The organism is Streptomyces sp. AM 2-1-1 (genome assembly GCF_029167645.1).
GTDB lineage: Bacteria > Actinomycetota > Actinomycetes > Streptomycetales > Streptomycetaceae > Streptomyces.
The window spans coordinates 3,018,847-3,038,502 of record NZ_CP119147.1 but is presented as its reverse complement, the minus strand read 5'-3'; the positions used below and the strand labels follow the sequence as shown (position 1 = coordinate 3,038,502).

At 71.9% G+C, this 19,656-nt stretch carries 19 protein-coding genes; 13 read left to right on the top strand and 6 right to left on the bottom strand.

The genetic code is table 11. The features are described from left to right. The first annotated feature begins 53 nt into the window (after nucleotides 1-53). Nucleotides 54-776: a DUF2625 family protein gene (locus tag PZB77_RS12910; RefSeq protein ID WP_275492741.1), complete on the top strand. Its 723-nt coding sequence runs from the start codon at nucleotides 54-56 to the stop codon at nucleotides 774-776. A 37-nt stretch (nucleotides 777-813) separates the two neighbouring features. Here the strand turns inward: PZB77_RS12910 and PZB77_RS12905 are convergent, their stop codons facing one another. Then, nucleotides 814-2,130 carry an aldehyde dehydrogenase family protein gene (locus tag PZB77_RS12905; RefSeq protein ID WP_275492740.1) on the bottom strand — a complete coding sequence of 439 codons (1,317 nt, stop codon included), beginning with the start codon at nucleotides 2,128-2,130 and terminating at the stop codon, nucleotides 814-816. 260 nt (nucleotides 2,131-2,390) lie between these two features. Here PZB77_RS12905 and PZB77_RS12900 point away from each other — a divergent pair, with 260 nt between their 5' ends. Next, nucleotides 2,391-2,840 carry a MarR family transcriptional regulator gene (locus tag PZB77_RS12900; RefSeq protein WP_275492739.1) on the top strand — a complete coding sequence of 150 codons (450 nt, stop codon included), beginning with the start codon at nucleotides 2,391-2,393 and terminating at the stop codon, nucleotides 2,838-2,840. 139 nt (nucleotides 2,841-2,979) lie between these two features. Here PZB77_RS12900 and PZB77_RS12895 read toward each other — a convergent pair whose 3' ends face one another. Both PZB77_RS12895 and PZB77_RS12890 read right to left on the bottom strand, forming a co-directional pair. Continuing rightward, on the bottom strand, nucleotides 2,980-3,396 hold the full coding sequence (locus PZB77_RS12895) for a PLD nuclease N-terminal domain-containing protein (RefSeq protein ID WP_275492738.1): 417 nt from the start codon (nucleotides 3,394-3,396) through the stop codon (nucleotides 2,980-2,982). A 68-nt stretch (nucleotides 3,397-3,464) separates the two neighbouring features. Beyond that, nucleotides 3,465-4,277 carry a class I SAM-dependent methyltransferase gene (locus PZB77_RS12890; protein WP_275492737.1) on the bottom strand — a complete coding sequence of 271 codons (813 nt, stop codon included), beginning with the start codon at nucleotides 4,275-4,277 and terminating at the stop codon, nucleotides 3,465-3,467. Between the two features lie 138 nt (nucleotides 4,278-4,415). On the opposite strand from PZB77_RS12890, the gene PZB77_RS12885 reads away from it, so the two are divergent. The 9 genes from PZB77_RS12885 (at nucleotide 4,416) to PZB77_RS12845 (ending at nucleotide 13,401) form a co-directional block, all read left to right on the top strand. Next, nucleotides 4,416-5,873: a menaquinone biosynthesis decarboxylase gene (locus PZB77_RS12885; protein WP_275492736.1), complete on the top strand. Its 1,458-nt coding sequence runs from the start codon at nucleotides 4,416-4,418 to the stop codon at nucleotides 5,871-5,873. Next, entirely contained in the window at nucleotides 5,870-6,787 is a 918-nt protein-coding gene (gene mqnP, locus PZB77_RS12880; protein WP_275492735.1) for a menaquinone biosynthesis prenyltransferase MqnP, read from the top strand. The genes PZB77_RS12885 and mqnP overlap by 4 nt, the downstream gene beginning before the upstream one ends. A 129-nt stretch (nucleotides 6,788-6,916) precedes the next feature. Continuing rightward, nucleotides 6,917-7,585: a UbiX family flavin prenyltransferase gene (locus PZB77_RS12875; RefSeq protein ID WP_275496041.1), complete on the top strand. Its 669-nt coding sequence runs from the start codon at nucleotides 6,917-6,919 to the stop codon at nucleotides 7,583-7,585. A gap of 292 nt (nucleotides 7,586-7,877) precedes the next feature. Next, nucleotides 7,878-8,333, top strand: coding sequence for an Lrp/AsnC family transcriptional regulator (locus PZB77_RS12870; RefSeq protein WP_266707593.1), 456 nt, complete (start codon nucleotides 7,878-7,880; stop codon nucleotides 8,331-8,333). Between the two features lie 51 nt (nucleotides 8,334-8,384). Next, nucleotides 8,385-9,548, top strand: a complete 1,164-nt coding sequence (gene mqnE, locus PZB77_RS12865) for an aminofutalosine synthase MqnE (protein WP_275496040.1) — start codon at nucleotides 8,385-8,387, stop codon at nucleotides 9,546-9,548. Between the two features lie 255 nt (nucleotides 9,549-9,803). After that, nucleotides 9,804-10,328: a GNAT family N-acetyltransferase gene (locus PZB77_RS12860; protein WP_275492734.1), complete on the top strand. Its 525-nt coding sequence runs from the start codon at nucleotides 9,804-9,806 to the stop codon at nucleotides 10,326-10,328. A 197-nt stretch (nucleotides 10,329-10,525) separates the two neighbouring features. Then, the gene (locus PZB77_RS12855) at nucleotides 10,526-10,819 is read left to right on the top strand and encodes a DUF4229 domain-containing protein (protein ID WP_275492733.1); all 294 of its coding nucleotides are present in this window, start codon (nucleotides 10,526-10,528) and stop codon (nucleotides 10,817-10,819) included. Between the two features lie 429 nt (nucleotides 10,820-11,248). Next, on the top strand, nucleotides 11,249-12,598 hold the full coding sequence (locus PZB77_RS12850; protein WP_275492732.1) for a dicarboxylate/amino acid:cation symporter: 1,350 nt from the start codon (nucleotides 11,249-11,251) through the stop codon (nucleotides 12,596-12,598). A gap of 161 nt (nucleotides 12,599-12,759) precedes the next feature. Continuing rightward, entirely contained in the window at nucleotides 12,760-13,401 is a 642-nt protein-coding gene (locus PZB77_RS12845; protein WP_275492731.1) for a TetR/AcrR family transcriptional regulator, read from the top strand. A 28-nt stretch (nucleotides 13,402-13,429) separates the two neighbouring features. On the opposite strand, the gene PZB77_RS12840 is transcribed toward PZB77_RS12845, so the two are convergent. The 3 genes from PZB77_RS12840 to PZB77_RS12830 all read right to left on the bottom strand — a co-directional run bounded on the left by PZB77_RS12840 (nucleotide 13,430) and on the right by PZB77_RS12830 (nucleotide 16,167). After that, nucleotides 13,430-13,858 (bottom strand): nuclear transport factor 2 family protein, encoded by a 429-nt coding sequence (locus tag PZB77_RS12840; protein ID WP_275492730.1) that lies wholly within the window; start codon nucleotides 13,856-13,858, stop codon nucleotides 13,430-13,432. 114 nt (nucleotides 13,859-13,972) lie between these two features. Then, the gene (locus tag PZB77_RS12835; RefSeq protein WP_275496039.1) at nucleotides 13,973-14,833 is read right to left on the bottom strand and encodes a MaoC/PaaZ C-terminal domain-containing protein; all 861 of its coding nucleotides are present in this window, start codon (nucleotides 14,831-14,833) and stop codon (nucleotides 13,973-13,975) included. A gap of 5 nt (nucleotides 14,834-14,838) precedes the next feature. Continuing rightward, complete coding sequence (locus PZB77_RS12830) at nucleotides 14,839-16,167, bottom strand: 3-oxoacyl-ACP reductase (protein ID WP_275492729.1); 1,329 nt, start codon at nucleotides 16,165-16,167, stop codon at nucleotides 14,839-14,841. Between the two features lie 238 nt (nucleotides 16,168-16,405). Between PZB77_RS12830 and PZB77_RS12825 the strand changes: the two genes are divergently transcribed. Together PZB77_RS12825 and PZB77_RS12820 are read left to right on the top strand one after the other, a co-directional pair. Next, nucleotides 16,406-17,668, top strand: a complete 1,263-nt coding sequence (locus tag PZB77_RS12825) for an acetyl-CoA C-acetyltransferase (protein ID WP_275492728.1) — start codon at nucleotides 16,406-16,408, stop codon at nucleotides 17,666-17,668. 68 nt (nucleotides 17,669-17,736) lie between these two features. Continuing rightward, the gene (locus tag PZB77_RS12820; protein WP_275496038.1) at nucleotides 17,737-19,650 is read left to right on the top strand and encodes a long-chain fatty acid--CoA ligase; all 1,914 of its coding nucleotides are present in this window, start codon (nucleotides 17,737-17,739) and stop codon (nucleotides 19,648-19,650) included. Nucleotides 19,651-19,656 lie beyond the last annotated feature (6 nt).

Genomic DNA, 19,656 nt, shown 5'->3' with positions numbered 1-19,656 from the left:
CCGTACGCACGGGGGAGCGGGCGGCCGTTCCCGCGTGCTGAAATCATCCGGGGATGCGCGCACTCGACGAACTGACCCACGTGGACCGTCCCGCCTGGCCCGAGGTGCGGGACCTCATCTGCGCCGGTACCACTCCGGTCGTCATGCTCCCCGCCGACCGGGACGAGGCCGACCGGTGTCTGCTCCAGATGCAGGTCACCGTCGCGTCCACGCTCGGCGCCCTGGCGTGGCACAGCGGCGGCCTGCTCCTCGACGGGTGGGTCCGCGTGTTCGGCGGCGGCTTCGGGGGTGAGGGCCGGCTGCCGGGTCTCGCCCAGGTCAACGCGTTCCCCGCCGCCTTCGATCCCACCTGGCGTCCGGCCTCCGGCCTGATAGTCGGCCATGACGTTCTGGGCGGTGTCTTCGCGCTGAACGGCCACGACCCCGGAGCGGCGGCCCGGCCCGGTCTCCCGGGACAGATGATCTACTTCGCACCGGACACGCTGGAGTGGGAGGCGCTGGAGATGGGCCACTCGCAGTGGATCTCCTGGATGGTCTCCGGAGGGATGGAGAACTTCTACCAGGGCCTGCGATGGCCCGGTTGGCGTGAGGAGGCCGCCGCGCTCTCCTGCGCGCAGGGACTGTCCGTGTTTCCGTTCCTGTGGTCGAAGGAGGCACGGGACGACCTCGCGGCCACCAGCCGCCGCGCCGTACCGATGCGGGAGGTACTCGGCGTGGCCGCCGACTTCGCCCGGCAGATGGGCCCGGCCGATCCGGGGTTCCTGGGCAGGGTCTGACCCCTCCCGCTCCTCTGCCGGGCGGTCCGGGGGGCGGTCAGCCCAGCGGGGTGTCCAGGACCGCCTTGCGGTGGCTGAAGGTGTCCATCGAGTACCGCCCGTGGTAGCTGCCCATGCCGCTCTCGCCGACCCCGCCGAACGGCAGGTCCGAGACGGTGAGGTGGGCCAGCGGCAGGCCGATCCCGACGCCGCCCGAGGAGGTCTCCGTCAGCAGCCGCCCGCGGACCTCGGCCGACTCGGTGAACGCGTAGAGCGCCAGCGGCTTGTCGCGGCCGTTGATGAACTCGATGGCCCCGTCCAGGCCGTCCACGGTGAGGACCGGCAGCACCGGGCCGAAGATCTCCTCGCCCATCACCGGGGAGTCCGGGGCGACGTCGGCGAGCACGGTCGGCGCGAGGTACTTCGTCGCCCGGTCGTGGGCCCCACCGGTGACCGTACGGCCCGAGTCCAGCAGGCGTACGAGGCGGTCGAAGTGGCGCTCGTTGACGATCCGGCCGTACTCGGGGGAGGCCGAGGGGTCCGTACCGAACTGCGCCTCGACGGCGGCGGCGAGCGCGTCCGTGAGGGCGGCGGCGGTCTCGCGGTCGGTGAGGACGTAGTCCGGGGCCACGCAGGTCTGGCCCGCGTTGAGGAACTTCCCCGAGACGAGCCGCTGCGCGACCGTCTTCAGGTCGGTGTCCCGGTCCACGAAGACCGGCGACTTGCCGCCCAGCTCCAGCGTCACCGGAGTGAGGTGCTTCGCCGCGGCGGCCATCACGATCCGGCCGACCGTGCCGTTGCCGGTGTAGAAGATGTGGTCGAAGCGCTGCTCCAGCAGGGCCGTCGTCTCCTCCACGGCGCCCTCGACGACGGCGACCGCGTCGGTGTCCAGGAACCGGGGGAGCAGCCGGGCCACGGCGGCGGAGGTGGCGGGGGCGAGCTCGCTGGGCTTGGCCACCACGCAGTTGCCGCCGGCCAGCGCGCCCGCGACCGGGGCGAGCAGGAGCTGCACCGGGTAGTTCCACGGGGCGATGACCAGGACGACGCCGAGCGGGTCGCGCACCGTGGAGGCGGTGGCGCCGGCGGCGGCGAGTCCGGCGTGCACGGGCGCCGGCTCGGGGCGCAGCCAGTCCTCGAGGTGCTCCAGGGTGTGGTCGATCTCGCGGACGGTGAAGTCGATCTCGGTCCGGTAGGACTCGGTGCGGCTCTTGCCGAGGTCGGCGCGGAGCGCGTCGGCGAGTTCGTCACCGTGCTCGGTGAGCAGGGCGCGCAGCCGCTCCAGCTGGTGGGTGCGCCAGGCCAGGTCCTTGGTGCGGCCGGTGCGGAAGGTGGTGCGGAGGCGGGCGACGACGTCGGCCGGGGACTCGGAGGGCATGAAGGCTCCCTGCTGAGAGGCGTCTGGAGAGTGGGGGGTGTCCGGAGACTGCGGGGCGTCTGGAGACCTGGTGTCCGGAGACGGAGGACTTCTGGATGCGGATGAAGTTGACATCATCAAGCAACGCGTCCCATGTAACTGCGGGAGCTTGAGCAAGTCAAGTAATCGGAGTGCGGCGCGCGGGCGACGTACCGTGGAGGCTCCGCACCCGTGAGCCGCGCCGGACCTCCGTCGCGCCCCTGCCCGAGGATGACCACCCCATGCCCCCGCACCCGGCACCCCGCGCCGACCGCGCCGTCCCCACCCCGGACGATCTGCTGGAGCCCCTGGCCGTCGTCGTCCGGGGCCACTCCGACGACCTCACCGCCGTCGCCGCCCGCCACGGACTGAGCAGCGCGCAGGCCCGCGCGCTCATCGCGCTCGACGCGCCGATGCCGATGAGCGCCCTCGCCCGCCACCTGGTCTGCGACGCGTCCAACGCCACCGGGCTCGTCGGCCGCATGGAGACCCGGGGCCTGCTCGTCCGGACCCCCGCTCCGGACGACCGCCGCTCCAAGGTGGCCTCCCGCACCCCCGAGGGCACCGAACTGGCCCACCGCATCCGCGCCGAGATGCGCGTGGTGCACGGCGCGCTGGAGGCGCTCACCCCGGAGGAGCGCACCGCGCTGCTCCCGCTGCTCGACCGCCTGGGCGCCCTGCTCGGCCCGTGAAGCGCGCGGGCCCGAAGGCGAGGGTCCCTACGCCGGAGCCCGTAGGCAGGAGCCCGTACGCCGGTGGGCATACGCGAGAGCCCGCGCGGACCGGTCGAAAGGTCCGCGCGGGCTCGTCCCGTCCGGGCTGTCCCGCCGGTCAGGCGGTCGCCGGCGGCGGAGTCCCCGGCGCCTCGTCCGGGCCGGTGGAGCGCTCGCGCCGCTTCAGCTCGTCCTCGCGGCGGCGCAGGTCGGCCTCCCAGTCCTTCAGGAGCGACTCGTCCTTCTCGTTCTCCGCGCGGAGGCTGCTGAGGAACTCCGGATTGTCGTCCGGCGCCACCCACTCGGTGCGGTGGTTGCGGTGCCATTCGGAGGGCGTACGGCCGCCGACGGGGGCGTACCGCATCTTGCCCGCCGCCAGCCAGACGATCGGGCCGACGATCCAGAACAGCAGGATGATGAAGACCCAGGCGATCTTCGGCAGGTGCTTCGCCTCGTCCTCCGGGGTGTTGAGGCAGTCGATGAAGGCGTAGATCGTCAGCGCCAGCGGCAGGAGATAGATCAGGGCCCTGAGCATGGTTGAGGAAGTCCCCCCGGAAACGGCGGCGGGGCGTGATGGCCCCCGGTGAGGCGCCAGGGTACCGGCTACCGGTGACACCCCACGGCGAGCAGGTGCGAACCGGCGGCGAGCAGTGCGGGATGAGCATCCGCCAGGCGGGCCGCGACGAGAGCGGACTCGAAGAGCGGTGTTCCCACCAGCGACTCGCCGGTGTGCTGTTCGGCCGCCTTCAGCAGCGACCAGGCCGGCCCCTCGATCCCGTACACCACGGGGTCCTCGCACCCCGAGTCGCGCAGCTCGGCCGCCAGTTCGTCGGCGGTGTGGAAGTACGCCTCGGTGAACCCGCGGCGGCCGTCGTACACCCCCGTCGCGAGGCTCTGCGGGATGCTCTCCCGGACCTCCGGGGCGTGCAGGTGGGCGTACGCGGCGTGCTCGAAGAGCGGGGCGTACCGGTTGATGGCCGCCGCCGCGACCAGCCCGCCGGGCCGGACCACCCGCCGGGCCTCCGCCAGCGCGGCCCTCCGGTCGGCGGAGTCGGTCAGATGGTAGAGCGGACCGAGGAGCAGCACCGCGTCGTACGTACCGTCCCCGGCCGGCAGTTCCCGCGCGTCCCCCCGTTCGGCGGTGGCCCCGGTCCCCAGGGCCTCCTTGACGTGCCGCTCCACCGGGTCCACGAGGTGGACCGCATACCCCGCCTCCACCAGCCACCGTGCGTGCGCCCCGGGGCCGCCGCCCACGTCGAGCACCTTCGCCGGGGCGGGCGGCAGGTGGCGGCGCAGCAGTTCCTGGGTCCGCACCAGCTCCAGCACCCCGTCGGCGCTCTCGCTCAGCCGGCTTCCCTCGTCGTAGCCGGAGGCGTAGAAGTCGATGATCCCGGGCGGTACGTGGCGCGGCGTCATGGGTGCCTCCTGGAGTGCGGCCGTGGGCCAGCGGCGAAGTCCCGGCCACGGTAGACCCGCGCACGCGGGCCGCGGACCCGGCGCGGCGGTGGGGGAGGGGCCGAGGGGGAGCGGGGGGAGGATGACAAACTGGTGGACATGGCTTACGACGATCTTCGCTCCCTGCTCCGGGCCTTGGAACGTGAGGGCGACCTCAAGCGCATCAAGGCCGAGGTGGATCCGTACCTCGAAGTCGGTGAGATCGTCGACCGCGTCAACAAGGCCGGCGGGCCCGCGCTGCTCTTCGAAAACGTCAAGGGGTCCTCGATGCCCCTGGCCATGAACGTGTACGGCACCGACCGGCGGCTGCTGAAGGCGCTCGGGCTGAAGGCGTACGCGGACATCAGCGACAAGATCGGCGGCTTGCTGAAGCCGGAGCTGCCGCACGGGTTCGTCGGTGTGCGCGAGGCCTTCGGGAAGCTCGGCTCGATGATCCACGTGCCGCCGAAGAAGGTGAAGGGCGAGAGCGCACCCGTCCAGGAGGTCGTCCTCACCGGCGACGACGTGGACCTGGACCAGCTTCCCGCGCTCTTCACCTGGCCCGAGGACGGCGGCTCCTTCTTCAACCTGGGGCTCACCCACACCAAGCACCCCGAGACCGGCGTCCGCAACCTCGGGCTCTACCGCCTCCAGCGCCACGACCGCCGCACCATCGGCATGCACTGGCAGATCCACAAGGACAGCCGCAACCACTACCAGGTCGCCGCCAAGCGCGGCGAGCGGCTGCCGGTGGCCATCGCCTTCGGCGCGCCGCCCGCCGTGACGTACGCCTCCACCGCACCGCTGCCCGGGGACATCGACGAGTACCTGTTCGCCGGGTTCGTCCAGGGCAAGCGGATCGAGATGGTCGACTGCAGGACCGTTCCGCTCCAGGTCCCGGCCCACGCCGAGGTCGTCATCGAGGGCTGGCTGGAGCCGGGGCAGATGCTCCCGGAGGGTCCCTTCGGCGACCACACCGGCTTCTACACCCCGCAGGAACCGTTCCCCGCGCTGACCATCGACTGCGTGACGATGCGGAAGCGGCCGCTGCTCCAGTCGATCGTGGTCGGCCGTCCGCCCACCGAGGACGGGCCGCTGGGCCGCGCCACCGAACGGTTCTTCCTGCCGCTGCTCAAGATCATCGTCCCGGACATCGTGGACTACCACCTCCCCGAGGCCGGCGGCTTCCACAACTGTGCGATCGTTTCGATCGACAAGAAGTACCCCAAGCACGCCCAGAAGGTGATGAGTGCCGTCTGGGGTGCCCACATGATGTCGCTGACCAAGCTCATCGTCGTCGTGGACTCCGACTGCGACGTCCACGATCTGCACGAGGTGGCCTGGCGGGCGCTCGGCAACACCGACTACGCCCGGGACCTGACCGTCGCCGAAGGGCCGGTCGATCACCTCGACCACGCCTCCTACCAGCAGTTCTGGGGTGGCAAGGCGGGCATCGACGCCACGAGGAAGTGGCCCGAGGAGGGGTACACGCGGGACGGAGGCTGGCCGGAAATGGTCGAGTCCGACCCGGAGACGGCGGCGAAGGTCGACCGCCGCTGGAAGGAATACGGACTGTGACTGCCGCGGACGCAGCGCTGGGCCACGGCCCGGCGCAGCCCAGGAGCAAGGTGAAGGCGTTCCTGCGACTGGTGATGATCGAGCACTCCGTGTTCGCGCTGCCCTTCGCGTACATCGCGGCGCTGATCGCGATGTTCCGGGTCAGCGGGTCGATCCACTGGGTCGAGCTGCTGCTCGTCACGGTGGCGATGGTGGGCCTGCGCACCTTCGCGATGGCCGCGAACCGGATCATCGACCGGGAGATCGACGCGCGCAACCCGCGCACCGCCACCCGCGAGATCGTCACCGGCGCGGTCTCGGTGCGCTCCGCGTGGACGGGCGCCCTGGTCGCGCTGGTCTTCTTCCTCGGTGCGGCGGCCCTGCTCAACCCGCTCTGCCTCGCGCTCGCCCCGATCGCGGTCGTGCCGATGGTCGTCTACCCGTACGGCAAGCGGTTCACGAACTTCCCGCACGCCATCCTCGGCCTCGCCCAGGCCATCGGCCCGATCGGCGCCTGGATCGCGGTGACCGGCAGCTGGTCGTGGGACGCGGTCATCCTCGGGCTGGCGGTCGGCATCTGGATCGGCGGCTTCGACCTGATCTTCGCCTGCCAGGACGTCCGCGCCGACCGCGCGCACGGTGTGCTCTCGGTCCCCGCCCGCTTCGGCATCCCGGCCGCGCTCTGGGGTGCCCGGGTCTGCCACGTGATCACGACCGGGCTGCTCGTCTGGTTCGGCCTCGCCACCGGCGCGGAGCTCTTCTACTGGATCGGCATGGTGATCGTCGTCGTGGCCTTCGTCTACGAGCACCGGGTGGTGCGCCCGCACGACCTGTCCCGGCTCAACCGGGCGTTCTTCTCCGTCAACGGCTTCATCGGCATGGCGCTCTTCGCCTGCACCCTGCTCGACCTGGTGGTGCGCGGCCTCACGCCGTGACGACGGCGTACGGGGGCGGTGCGCCCTGCGGAGGACGCGGGGAAGAACGCCCGCCGGCCCCTGCCCGGTTCCGGGTTCGGCCGGTGCGCGGGGGACGGATACCCTCGGCGTGTGGAATCCACGACTTCAGTGAGTCAGCAGCGGCGACGGCCTTGGATTGTCGGGGTCTCGGGAGCTTCGGGGACTCCGTTCGCCGCTGCGGTGGTGCGAGGACTGATCGCCGCCGGTGAGGACGTGGACCTGGTGGTGAGCCGCGCCTCCCGGCTCACGCTGCTGGACGAGACCGGGATCGCCTTCCGGGACGCGCACTGGCGGGACGACCTCGCGAGCTGGCTCGCGCGGGGCGCGGACGGGAAGCCGGACACCTTCGGCGTGGACCTCTCCGGGGTGCGTCACTGGCCCGCCGGTGACCTCGCGGCGGGCCCTTCCTCGGGGTCGTACCCGGCCAAGGGGATGCTGATCGTGCCGGCCTCGACCGCCTGTGTGGCCGGGGTCGCGCTCGGGCTGTCGAAGGACCTGCTCCAGCGGGCCGCGAGCGTCACGCTCAAGGAGCGGCGCACCCTCGTCGTGGCCGTCCGCGAAACACCGCTGAGCGGGGCGACGCTGAAGCAGATGGTGGCCCTGGACGAGGCGGGGGCCGTGGTGCTGCCCGCCTCCCCCGCGTTCTACGCGGGCGCCACGCACATCCAGGACCTGGTGGACTTCGTCGCCGGACGGGTGCTCGACGCGGCGGGGGTGGAGCACCGGTTGTACCGGCGGTGGGAGGGGGAACTCGGTGGCGGTTCGCGCACTCCCTGAGGACGACTCCGCCGGGTCAGCGCTTCTTGTGGCGCGGGACGTGGCGCTTCTCGGCACGCGGCGCGGCGGCGGGCCGCTGGGCGCGCGAGCGGTTGGCCAGGTCCTGCTGCTACCGCATGCGGGCGTAAGCCATCTCGATCGAGGCCACGGCGGTCGGAAACACGGTGTCGACTCCTGAAGGTTCATCGGCAATTCTTGGATCTTCTAGAAGATCCGCAGGGCGTGAGCCCCGTTCGCCTTAAATTCTATACATAGACTTGCGATATTGCTGAACAATGGAAGGTTCTGTCTTATGGACGCGGTGGACCGGCAGCTCATCCAGGCACTCCGGGAGAACGGCAGGGCGTCGTACGCCGAACTCGGCCGGCTCGTCGGCCTCTCCGGGCCCAGCGTCACCGACCGGATCAACCGGCTGGAGTCCGCCGGGGTCATCACCGGCTACCGCGCCACCGTCAACGCGGCGGCGCTCGGCCTCGGTGTCACCGCGCTGATCGGCATCTCCCTCTCGGACGCCGCCGACCACGAGGACGTGGCCCGCCGGCTGCGCGATCTGGAGGAGATCGAGGACGCCTGGTTCATCGCGGGCGACGACTCGTACATGCTCAAGGTGCGCGTCGGCGACGTGGACGGCCTGGAGAAGACGATCCGCCGGCTGAGCGGCACCAAGGGCGTCTCCCGCACGCGGACGACCATCGTGCTCTCCACCAAGTGGGAGAACCGGGTCGGGGAGCTCCCCGAGGAGCGCTAGGCGTACGGTGGGCCGAAGTCAGTCTTACGTACGGAAATGGGAGGCGCCCTAGTGGACGCGGGACTCAAGCGCGAGCTGGAGGAGAAGGTCCGGGCCGGCGAGCGGCTGAGCCGCGAGGACGGGATCGCTCTCTACGAGTCCGACGACCTGGCCTGGCTCGGCGGTCTGGCGCACGAGGTGCGCACCCGTAAGAACGGCGACGTCGTGCACTTCAACGTCAACCGTCACCTCAACATGACGAACGTGTGCACCGCCTCGTGCGCGTACTGCTCGTTCCAGCGCAAGCCGGGCGAGAAGGACGCGTACACGATGCGCATCGAGGAGGCCGTCCGCCTCGCCAAGGCGATGGAGAACGAGAACCTCACCGAGCTGCACATCGTCAACGGGCTCCACCCGACCCTCCCGTGGCGCTACTACCCGCGCTCGCTCAGCGCCCTCAAGGAGGCGCTGCCGCACGTGGCGCTGAAGGCGTTCACGGCGACGGAGATCCACCACTTCGAGACGATCTCCGGCCTCACCGCCTCCGAGATCCTCGACGAGCTGATCGAAGCCGGTCTGGAGTCGCTGACCGGCGGTGGCGCGGAGATCTTCGACTGGGAGGTCCGCCAGCACATCGTCGACCACAACACCCACTGGGAGGACTGGTCGCGCATCCACCGCCTCGCGCACGAGAAGGGTCTCAAGACCCCGGCGACGATGCTGTACGGGCACATCGAGGAGCCCCGTCACCGCGTCGACCACGTGCTGCGGCTGCGGGAGATGCAGGACGAGACCGGTGGGTTCCAGGTCTTCATCCCGCTGCGCTACCAGCACGACTTCGTGGACATGAAGGACGGCAAGGTCCGCAACAGGCTGCAGGCGCGCACCACGATGGCCACCGGCGCCGAGGCGCTGAAGACCTTCGCCGTGTCCCGGCTGCTCTTCGACAACGTGCCGCACGTCAAGGTCTTCTGGGTCATGCACGGCGTGCAGACCGCCCAGCTGGCGCTCCAGCACGGCGCGGACGACATGGACGGCTCGGTCGTTGAGTACAAGATCACGCACGACGCGGACAACTACGGCACGCCCAACAAGCTCGGCCGTGACGATCTGCTGGAGCTCATCCGGGACGCGGGCTTCCAGCCCGTCGAGCGCAACACCCGGTACGAGATCATCCGCGAGTACCCGGGCCCGGACGCCGACCGGCGCGAGTCGCCGCAGGCGATGAGGGTCTGACCGGATCCGACCCGGAGTCACCGGAGTTTCCGGATCTCCCGTAGTTTCCGGATCCCTTAGTTCCCGGACGAAAAGGGCTCCGGCCGCAGGTGCGACACCTGCGGCCGGAGCCCTTCGGCGTCGCGGCCGGGCGCGCGGGGACGAGGGCGCGGGGGCGGGTGCGGTGACGGTGGTGCGGGGCATGCGGCAGGGCAGGCCGTCCCGCATGCCGGAAAGGAGTTGAGGGGCGCCGTCTGTAATGGTTAATCTGGCGCTATGCCACTTACTTTCACCCTGGACCCCGACTTCGGTCCCGAGTTGCGCGACGGCATCCTCACGCTGTGGGCCGACGTCTCCAACGCGGGCGGTGCGGTCGGCTTCGTCCCGCCGGTCACCACCGAGGACGTCCGGCCCGAACTGCTGAAGCACCTCACCGCCATCGCCGAGGGCCGTATGCGGCTGCTCGTCGGGCGGGACGAGGAGGGCACGGTCGCGGCGACCGCCTTCCTCTCCCTCAACTCCCACCGCCTGATGAGCCACTGGCTCTGGCTCTACACCGTGATGGTGCACCCCTCCCACCAGGGCAAGGGATACGGGCGCGACCTCATGGCGGCGGCGGCCGACGCGGCGCGCGGGATCGACGGCATCGAGGCCGTCCGCCTCACCTGCCGGGGCGGCACCGGGGTGGACCGCTTCTACGCGAGCTGCGGCTACAAGGAGATGGGCCGGGTGCCCGGAGCGATCCGGGTCGCCGAGGGCGACGACCGGGACGACATCATCATGCTGCTCACCCTCGGCTGACCGGCCGCCGGCCCGGACGGTGCGGCCGGGCCGACCGGCCCGGGGCCGTCGGCGCCCGTCCGCGTTCCCGCAGTTCAGCCGGGGTCGGGCGGGGCGCACGGGGGACCCGCGAACACCCCGGGAACCGAGCGATTCCGGGGCATGCTTCACTGGTCGGGCAGGGTCCCACCACCGTCGTGAGTAGAGAGAGGTCAGCCGTGTCCGCTGCCAAGCCGAGCGCCGTGGTCCGGTACTCCGCGCTGCGCCTGTTGATTTTCGTCGGCTGCTTCTTCGTCGCGGGGGTGGCGGTCCACTTCGGTGTGGTCCCCTCCGGCGCCGGCGGCTCCAACGTCGTCTGGGTCGTCCTGCTGGGGCTGGTGCTGTCCGCCCCGCTGAGCTACGTCCTGCTGCGCAAGCAGCGCGACGAGATGTCCGCGCAGGTCGTCGACAAGGTGGACCGCGCCAAGGCCCGCCTGGAGGCGAACCGCGCGCGCGAGGACGCCGTCCAGTAGCGCGTGGTTCGCGTTTCGGCGCGATGCGCGTATGCCCTTCGTCACATCCGCGCCCTTCGGCGTGTCGCGGAGTGGACCCCGGACCGGAGCAAGTCGCTCCGGAACCGGGGTTTTTGGCGTTCCGGGCCGAGCGGCGCCGCGACGGGCGGGGCGCCGGGCGGTCATAGGAAAACTTTGAGGGCCTCAAAGCCCCGGTGTTAACGTGAACGACATGAAGACAGCAGAGCGCATCCGCTACGCCCCGGGCGTCATGCTCGTGGCGCGCCTGCACGTCGATCTCTGCCGCTGTATGTCCGCGGCCTGTTGCCGCCACTGACCGGCAGCATGCAGCGGCGCCGCCTGCACGGCAGGACGCCGCCTCCCGTCCCCTCTTTCTCCTCCGCGTGCGCGCGCCCCGTGCGTACGCCGCGTCCTGTCTGGAGTGTGTCCGTGTCCGCGAACTCCGCGTCCCCCACGGAGACCACCGAGCCCAAGAGCTCCGGTTTCCGCATACCGAAGGTGCCCTTCTGGGCCCAGATCGTCGCCGGTCTGGTCCTCGGCGTCGTCCTCGGCTGGATCACCCGCTCGTACGACGTCGACTGGCTCTACACCACGCTCGACAAGATTGGCCACATCTTCGTCCAGCTGCTGAAGCTGGCCGTCGCGCCGCTCGTCTTCTTCGCGATCCTGGTGTCGATCACCAACCTCCGCAAGGTCAACAACGCGGCCCGGCTCGCCACCCGAACCCTGCTCTGGTTCATGATCACCTCGCTGATCGCGGTGGCCATCGGCCTCACCATCGGCCTGATCACCAACCCGGGCTCCGGCACCGGCCTCACGCCGAAGGACGGCCTCAAGCCGGAGCACGCCGGCTCCTGGCTCGACTTCCTCACCGGCATCATCCCGACCGACGTGATCACGCCCTTCACCGAGCTGAACGTCCTCCAGATCGTCTTCATGGCCGCCGTCGCCGGCATCGCCGCCCTGAAGCTCGGTGAGAAGGCCCAGCCGATCCTCACCCTCAGCGAGTCGATCCTGGAGCTGCTCCAGAAGGCCCTGTGGTGGGTCATCCGCCTCGCCCCGCTCGGCACCGTCGGCCTCATCGGCTACGCCATCGCCGACTACGGCTGGGACCTCATCGGCAAGTACGCCACCTTCACCGCGGACGTCTACGTCGGCTGCGCCCTGGTGCTCTTCGGCGTCTACCCGCTGCTGCTCGCCACCGTCGCCAAGGTCAGCCCCCTGCAGTTCTTCAAGGGCGCCTGGCCCGCGATCCAGCTGGCGTTCGTCTCCCGCTCCTCGGTGGGCACCATGCCCGTCACCCAGAAGGTCACCGAGCGCCTCGGCGTCCCGAAGGCGTACGCCTCCTTCGCCGTGCCGTTCGGCGCGACCACCAAGATGGACGGCTGCGCCGCGATCTACCCGTCGCTGGCCGCGATCTTCATCGCGCAGATCTTCGACGTGCACCTCGGCGTCGGTGACTACATCCTCATCGCGTTCGTCTCGGTCATCGGTTCGGCGGCCACCGCCGGTCTCACCGGTGCGACGGTCATGCTGACGCTGACCCTCTCGACGCTGGGTCTCCCGCTGGAGGGCGTCGGCCTGCTCATGGCGATCGACCCGATCCTGGACATGATGCGCACCGCCACCAACGTGGCCGGCCAGGCGCTGGTCCCGGTGATCGTCTCGGCCCGCGAGAAGATCCTCGACCTCGACAAGTACCACTCCGCCTCGGCCTCCCCGGTGGACGAGGCGGAGGTCGTCGAGGACGAGCCGGCGCGGGTCCCCGTCGCCGCCTGACCTGCCTCGTCGCCACCTCACCGCACCTCGCGCGGGGGCGTCCGGTCGTACGGGACCGGGCGCCCCCGCGCCGTTGTAGGGGCGTCGCGCCGCCTGGATCCGGGCCCGTGCCCCGTACCCTTACCGGGGAGTAAGGCAGCGGGGGCGGAAGGAAGTCCGACATGGATGCGGTGAAGAGCAAACGGATGCCACGCGCCGTGCGTGAGCAGCAGATGATGGACGCGGCGGTGCAGATCTTCGGGCAGCGCGGCTACCGCGCGGCTTCGATGGACGAGATCGCCGAGCTCGCCGGTGTGTCGAAACCGCTGGTCTACCTCTACCTGAACTCCAAGGAGGAGCTCTTCACCGCGTGCATCCGGCGCGAGGCGAAGGCACTGGTGGACGCAGTCCAGGCGGGGGTCGAGCCGGGTCTGCCCGCCGACCGCCAACTCTGGGAAGGGCTGGGGGCGTTCTTCCTGCACACCGCCGAGAACCCGGACGGGTGGGCGGTGCTGCACCGTCAGGCGCGCACCCACGGGGAGCCGTTCGCCTCGGAGATCACCGCGATGCGGGACGAGATCGTCGCGTTCGTCACCGGTCTCATCGGTGCCGCCGCCCGGGAGGCGCACCACGACCCCGCGCTCCCCGACCGGGACGTGGTGGGCCTCGCGCAGGCGCTGGTGGGGGCTGCCGAGGCGCTCGCCGGCTGGGCCAACGAGACGCCGGGCGTCTCGGCCCGGGAGGCGGCGGCGACGCTGATGAACTTCTCCTGGGCGGGCCTGGAGAACCTCATGCACGGCCGTCCCTGGCAGCCGCCGGCCTAGGCGCGCACCCCGGGTGAGGAGCCGGGGCTCAGGACTCCGCGCCCGGGACGAGCCCTTCGGCGACCAGCTCGGCGTAGACCGCCGTGCCCAGCGCCTGTACGGCGGACTGGGGGCGCACCATGACGGTGAACTCCTTGATCAGACCGGCCTCGTCGAAGTGGAGCAGGTCGATGCCGTGGATCTGCGCGCCGTTCACGGTGGCCCGGAAGAGCAGCACCTCCGAGGGGGCCTCCGCGCCGTCGGCGCTGGTCTCGGAGGCACCCTCGAAGTGGCCGACGTAGCGGAAGTCCTCGAAGACGCGGAGCAGGACGCCGAAGAGGCCGAGCACCTGGGGCTTGCCCTCGAAGGGGGTGAACTTGACCGGGCTGTAGAGGCGTACGTCGTCGGTGAACAGAGCGTCGAACGACGCCGGGTCGCCCTTCTCCACCGCGGTGCGGAAGCGGGTCGCGTTCTCCATGGTTCCTCCGGTCGTCGTGATGCGTCGTAGGGCATGCTCCGTCGCCGGCCGCGCGAAGGGAAGAGGCCGCGCCTCCCGGGTCGCCCCTCCCCGGCACAGATCCCCCGCGGTGCCTCACACGTCCCGGGTCACCGAGCCGGTGAGGTGGATCCGCTCGCCGTCCGGACCGCCGCGCAGTTCGAAGGCGGTGCCCGAGCCGTCCGCCGCGTACGTCACCGTCCCCGGCAGCGGTACGGGCGCCCGGAACCGTGCCCGGAGGGACCGGACGTGCTCGGCGCCCTCCACCTCGGCGAGGCAGCGGGCGACGGTCCACATGCCGTGCGCGATGGGCCGGGGGAAGCCGAACAGCCGGGCGGTGAGCGGGTGGAGGTGGATCGGGTTGCGGTCGCCGGAGGCGGAGCCGTACCGCCGTCCCAGGTCGCCGGGGAGCCGCCACTCGGCGACGGCGGGCAGCGCGGGGGCCGAGGTCTCTGGCGCCGAGGTCTCTGGCGCCGAGGTCTCGGGGGCCGGGGCCGCCCCCCGTACGGGGTGCCGGGCGAGGTACCCGCTGCGGGACTCCCACACCGGCTCGCCCGCCACCCGGGCCTCCGTCACCACGGTCACCTCGGTCCCCCGCCGGTGGGGCTCCAACGACTGCGCGTACACGGTGAGCCCGAGCGCCTCGTCGGCGCGGACCGGCCGGTGGGAGGTGATCTCGATCCAGGTGTGCACCAGCCCGAGGACCGGCAGCGGGAACGCCCGCGCGGTCATCAGCCGCATGGCGAGCGGGAAGGCCGCCACGTGCGGATACGTCAGGGGGAGCGGACCGGTGGCGGGGAACCGGCAGATCTGGCGGTAGCGCGCCAGGGGTGCGGCGGCTACGGGAGCGGCGGGGCGCGAGAGCCGGGTGGCGGGGAGGACGGCGCCGGGGCGGCCGGGACGCTTGAACGGGGAGGCGGCAGCGCCGCGCAGCAGGGTGGGTCCGAGACCGGTCACGGGGCTCACGCCCCCAGCAGGCTCTGGCCGCACACGCGGACCACCTGGCCGTTGACGGCGGTGGAGGCGGGCTGCGCGAGCCACGCGGTGGTCTCCGCCACGTCGACCGGCAGGCCGCCCTGGGAGAGCGAGTTCATGCGCCGGCCGGCCTCGCGGATGAAGAGCGGCACGGCGGCCGTCATCTTCGTCTCGATGAAACCGGGGGCGACCGCGTTGACCGTCACCCCGTGGTCCGCGGCCGCGCGCGGGGCCAGGGAGCGGACCAGTCCGATGATGCCCGCCTTGCTCGCCGCGTAGTTGGTCTGGCCGTTGTTGCCGGCGATCCCGGCGATGGAGGCGGTGGCGACGATCCGGCCGCCCCGGTTGAGGGTGCCCGCCTTCAGGAGCGCGTCCGTGGTCCGCAGCACCGAGTCGAGGTTGACGTCGATCACGGAGGTCCAGCGGTCGGCCGCCATGTTGACGAGGCGCCGGTCGCGGGTGATGCCCGCGTTGTGCACGAGGACGTCGAGCCCGTCCGGGACGGCGGCGGCGATCCGCTCGGCGGCGTCCGGCGCGGTGATGTCGAGCGGCAGCGCGGTGGCGCCGAGCCGGCGGGCCGTACGGGCCAGGTCCTCCTCGGCCCGGGGGACGTCGAGGCAGATCACCCGGGCCCCGTCGCGGGCGAGCACGGAGGCGACGGCCTCGCCGATGCCCCGAGCGGAGCCCGTGACCAGGGCGGTACGGCCGGAGAGCGGGGCGACCCAGTCGGCGACCGGGTCCGGCGTCGCGCCGGTGACCTCGACGACCTGGCCGCTGACGTACGCGGACCGGGGCGAGAGGAGGAAGCGCAGGGTGGACCCGGCGGACGCGGCGGCACCGGGGACGATCCGCACCAGCTGCACGGTGGCGCCCCGGCCGATCTCCTTGCCCAGCGAGCGGACGAACCCCTCCAGCGCCTGCTGCGCCGCGGCCTGGTGGTGGTCGTCGGGGGAGGGGGTCGTACCGAGGACGACGACCCGGCCGTTGCGGGCGACCGAGCGGACGACGGGGTGCAGCGCCGCGTGGAGGGCGGCGAGCCCCGGGACGGTGGTGAGGCCCGTGGCGTCCACCACGATGCCGGCGGGCCGGACCGCCTCCTCCGCCCGCTCCACCACCGGCAGGCCGAGACCGTCGAGCAGCTCGCGCACCTCGCCGGGGACGGCCGGTCCACCGGCCGTGAGGTGCAGCACCTTGCCGTCGAGCGTGGGCGTCTCCAGCGACCAGCGGCGCAGCGGCACGGGCTGGGGGAGGCCGAGGCGGCGGGAGAGGAAACGGCCGGGTGCTGTGCCGGTCAGGTGCAGATAGCGGTCGGCCATTGTCCAGACTCCCTGCTCGGTCGTAGATTTACTCCGGAGTAAGTTTACTCAGGAGTCAGGAGCTGGTCGAGATGAACCGCTTGCGGAAACGGCCCGGAGCGACGGCAGGGCTCAGGACGGCCGGACCGGCCGGAGTGCTCAGGACGGCCGGACCGGCTGGACGGCACGGGGCGGCCGGCACGGTCCGCACGTTCCCGGCGACCGCGACGGCCGGGACGTGCCGGACGGGAGGACCGCGATGATCCCCCTCCCGCAGCCGCGCCGGGTCGCCGTCCTCGGCGGCAGCCGCATCCCCTTCGCCCGCTCGGACGGCCCCTACGCCGAGGCGTCCAACCAGCAGATGCTCACCGCCGCGCTCGACGGGCTCGTCGGACGGTTCGGGCTGGCCGGGCAGCGGGTGGGGGAGTTCGCCGCCGGGGCCGTCCTCAAGCACAGCCGCGACTTCAACCTCGCCCGCGAGACCGTGCTCGGCTCCGCGCTGGACCCCCGCACACCGGCGTACGACCTCCAACAGGCGTGCGGTACCGGCCTCCAGGCCGTCATCACCGTCGCCAACAAGATCACCCTGGGCGTCATCGACTCGGGCATCGCGGGCGGCGCGGACACCGCGAGCGACGCACCCCTCGGCGTCAACGACGAGCTCCGCCGCATCCTGCTGAACGCCCGCCGGGCCAAGGGCAACGCCGCCCGGATCAAGGCCCTCGCGGCGGTACGCCCCCGCCACCTCGTGCCGGACATCCCGCGCAACGCGGAGCCGCGCACCGGCCTCTCGATGGGCGAACACGCCGCGATCACCGCCCGCCGCTGGGCCGTCCCCCGCGAGGACCAGGACCTGCTGGCCGCCACCAGCCACCAGCGCCTGGCCGCCGCCTACGACCGGGGCTTCCTGGACGACCTCGTCGTCCCCCACCTCGGCCTGGAGCGCGACCAGAACCTGCGGCCCGGCTCCACGGTCGAGAAACTCGCCACGCTCAAGCCGGTGTTCGGGGCCGGACACCCCGACGCGACGATGACCGCCGGGAACTCCACCCCGCTCACCGACGGCGCCGCCACCGTGCTCCTGGCGAGCGAGGAGTGGGCCCGGGAGCGCGGCCTCGAACCACAGGCCTACCTCTCGCTGTACGAGAGCGCCGCCGTGGACCACGTGCACGGCGAGGACGGCCTGCTGATGGCCCCCGCCCACGCCGTGCCCCGGCTGCTGGAGCGGGCGGGGCTCACCTTGGAGGACTTCGACCTCGTCGAGGTGCACGAGGCGTTCGCCTCGCAGGTGCTGGCCACCCTCGCGGCCTGGGAGCAGCAGGGCCTCGGCCCCGTCGACCGGGAGAAGCTCAACGTGGCGGGATCCTCGCTCGCCACCGGCCACCCGTTCGCGGCGACCGGGGCGAGGATCGTCGCCACCCTGGCCAAGCTGCTCGCGGAGCGAGGAGGGCCGGGACGCGGGCTGATCTCGATCTGCGCGGCCGGCGGCCTGGGGGTGACGGCCATCCTCGAGCGGCCGTGACCAGGAGAGACAGTTCCGGCGCCCCTCCGATCCACCCTCCGACCGTGACCCCACCCCAGGAGCCGTACGTGTCCACGCCCCCCGCTTCCCCCGCGCCCGCCCCGTCCCCCGTCCTGGTCGAGCCGCGCACGGTGCGGGACGCGGCCGGCCGGGTGCGGGAGGTCTCCGTACCCGCGTTCGCCCCGCCCGTCCGGCACGGCTCGCTCGCCGACATCCCCTTCGCCAACGCCCGCGAGGCACCGCAGGACGCCGTCCTCAGCCGCAAGGAGCCGGACGGCAGCTGGCGTGACGTGACCGCGCGCGCGTTCGCCGACGAGGTGCGCGCCGTCGCCAAGGGCCTGATCGCGGAGGGGTTCCAGCCCGGAGCCCGGATCGCGATCATGGCCCGTACGACGTACGAGTGGACGCTGCTCGACTTCGCCGCCTGGGCCGCCGGACTGGTCACCGTGCCCATCTACCCGACGTCCTCGGCGTACCAGGTGCGGTGGATCCTCCAGGACTCGGGCGCACGGGCCTGCGCGGTGGAGACGAAGGAGCAGGCGCGCATCGTCAGCCAGGAACGCAGGGAACTCGACGGCCTGGCCCACCTGTGGCAGTTCGACACCGGGGCGCTCGGCCGCCTCCGAACGGCCGGTCAGGGCGTCCCCGACGCGGCGGTGGACGCCCGCCGCGGGCTGCTCGGCCCGCACAGCCCCGCCACCCTCATCTACACCTCGGGCACCACCGGCCGGCCCAAGGGGTGCGTGCTCACCCACGGCAACTTCTTCGCGGAGGTCGACAACGCCATCGAACTCCTGCACCCGGTCTTCAAGTCCGTCTCCGCCCACCCCGCCTCCACCCTGCTCTTCCTGCCGCTCAGCCACGTCTTCGGCCGCATGGTCGCGATCGGCTGCATGCGCGCCCGGGTCCGCCTCGGCCACGCCCCGTCGATCCGCACCGAGGACCTGCTGGCGGACCTGGCCGGCTTCAAGCCGTCGTTCCTGCTGGCGATCCCGTACGTCCTGGAGAAGGTCTTCAACACCGGTCGCGCCACCGCCGAGAAGATGGGCCGCGCCTCCTCCTTCGACCGGGCCGCCGGAATCGCCCAGCGGTACGGGCAAGCGGTGGAGGCCGCCGAACACGGCACGGGCCCCGGCCCCGGCACCGCCCTGAAGATGGCCCGCAGGCTCTACGACCCGCTGGTCTACCGCCGCATCCGCGCGGCCCTCGGCGGCCACGTCCGGTACGTCATCTGCGGCGGCTCCCCGCTGGGCCGCCGGCTCGCCTCCTTCTACGCGGGCGCCGGCATCCAGATCTTCGAGGGGTACGGCCTCACCGAGACCACCGCCGCGCACACGGTGACCCCGCCGCTCAAACCCCGGATGGGAACCGTCGGCTGGCCGCTGCCCGGCGCCTCGGTACGGATCGCGGACGACGGCGAGGTCCTGCTCCGGGGCGGCCAGGTCTTCGCCGGCTACTGGGACGCGCGGCGCGGTGAGCCCGTCCCGGCCGTCGACGAGGGCTGGTTCGCCACCGGTGACATCGGCGTGCTCGACGACGACGGCTACCTCACCATCACCGGCCGCAAGAAGGACATCATCATCACCTCGGGCGGGAAGAACGTCGTCCCCGCCCCGCTGGAGGACTGGCTGCGCGCCCACCCGCTGGTCGGCCAGTGCATGGTCGTCGGTGACAACCGCTCCTTCATCACCGCCCTGATCACCCTGGACGAGGACGGCCTCGCCCACTGGCGGCAGATGAAGAAGAAGCAGGGCGTCCCGCTCGGCGAGCTGATCGACGACCCCGAGCTGCGCGGGACGATCCAGCACGCCGTGGACGACGCCAACACCTCCGTCTCCCGCGCCGAGTCGATCCGCGCGTTCACCGTGCTGCCCGTCGACTTCACCGAGGCGAGCGGCCACCTCACGCCCTCCCTCAAGCTCAGACGCGACGTGGTGGCACGGGACTTCGCCGCCGAGATCGAGGCGCTGTACCGGAAGTGAGGCAGG

Excerpts from the sequence above, each read along its gene's own strand:
- PZB77_RS12910 (WP_275492741.1), top strand. The coding sequence starts at position 54 with ATGCGCGCACTCGACGAACTGACCCACGTGGACCGTCCCGCCTGGCCC.
- PZB77_RS12905 (WP_275492740.1), bottom strand. The coding sequence starts at position 2,130 with ATGCCCTCCGAGTCCCCGGCCGACGTCGTCGCCCGCCTCCGCACCACC.
- PZB77_RS12900 (WP_275492739.1), top strand. The coding sequence starts at position 2,391 with ATGCCCCCGCACCCGGCACCCCGCGCCGACCGCGCCGTCCCCACCCCG.
- PZB77_RS12895 (WP_275492738.1), bottom strand. The coding sequence starts at position 3,396 with ATGCTCAGGGCCCTGATCTATCTCCTGCCGCTGGCGCTGACGATCTAC.
- PZB77_RS12890 (WP_275492737.1), bottom strand. The coding sequence starts at position 4,277 with ATGACGCCGCGCCACGTACCGCCCGGGATCATCGACTTCTACGCCTCC.
- PZB77_RS12885 (WP_275492736.1), top strand. The coding sequence starts at position 4,416 with ATGGCTTACGACGATCTTCGCTCCCTGCTCCGGGCCTTGGAACGTGAG.
- PZB77_RS12870 (WP_266707593.1), top strand. The coding sequence starts at position 7,878 with ATGGACGCGGTGGACCGGCAGCTCATCCAGGCACTCCGGGAGAACGGC.
- PZB77_RS12860 (WP_275492734.1), top strand. The coding sequence starts at position 9,804 with ATGCCACTTACTTTCACCCTGGACCCCGACTTCGGTCCCGAGTTGCGC.
- PZB77_RS12845 (WP_275492731.1), top strand. The coding sequence starts at position 12,760 with ATGGATGCGGTGAAGAGCAAACGGATGCCACGCGCCGTGCGTGAGCAG.
- PZB77_RS12840 (WP_275492730.1), bottom strand. The coding sequence starts at position 13,858 with ATGGAGAACGCGACCCGCTTCCGCACCGCGGTGGAGAAGGGCGACCCG.
- PZB77_RS12830 (WP_275492729.1), bottom strand. The coding sequence starts at position 16,167 with ATGGCCGACCGCTATCTGCACCTGACCGGCACAGCACCCGGCCGTTTC.
- PZB77_RS12825 (WP_275492728.1), top strand. The coding sequence starts at position 16,406 with ATGATCCCCCTCCCGCAGCCGCGCCGGGTCGCCGTCCTCGGCGGCAGC.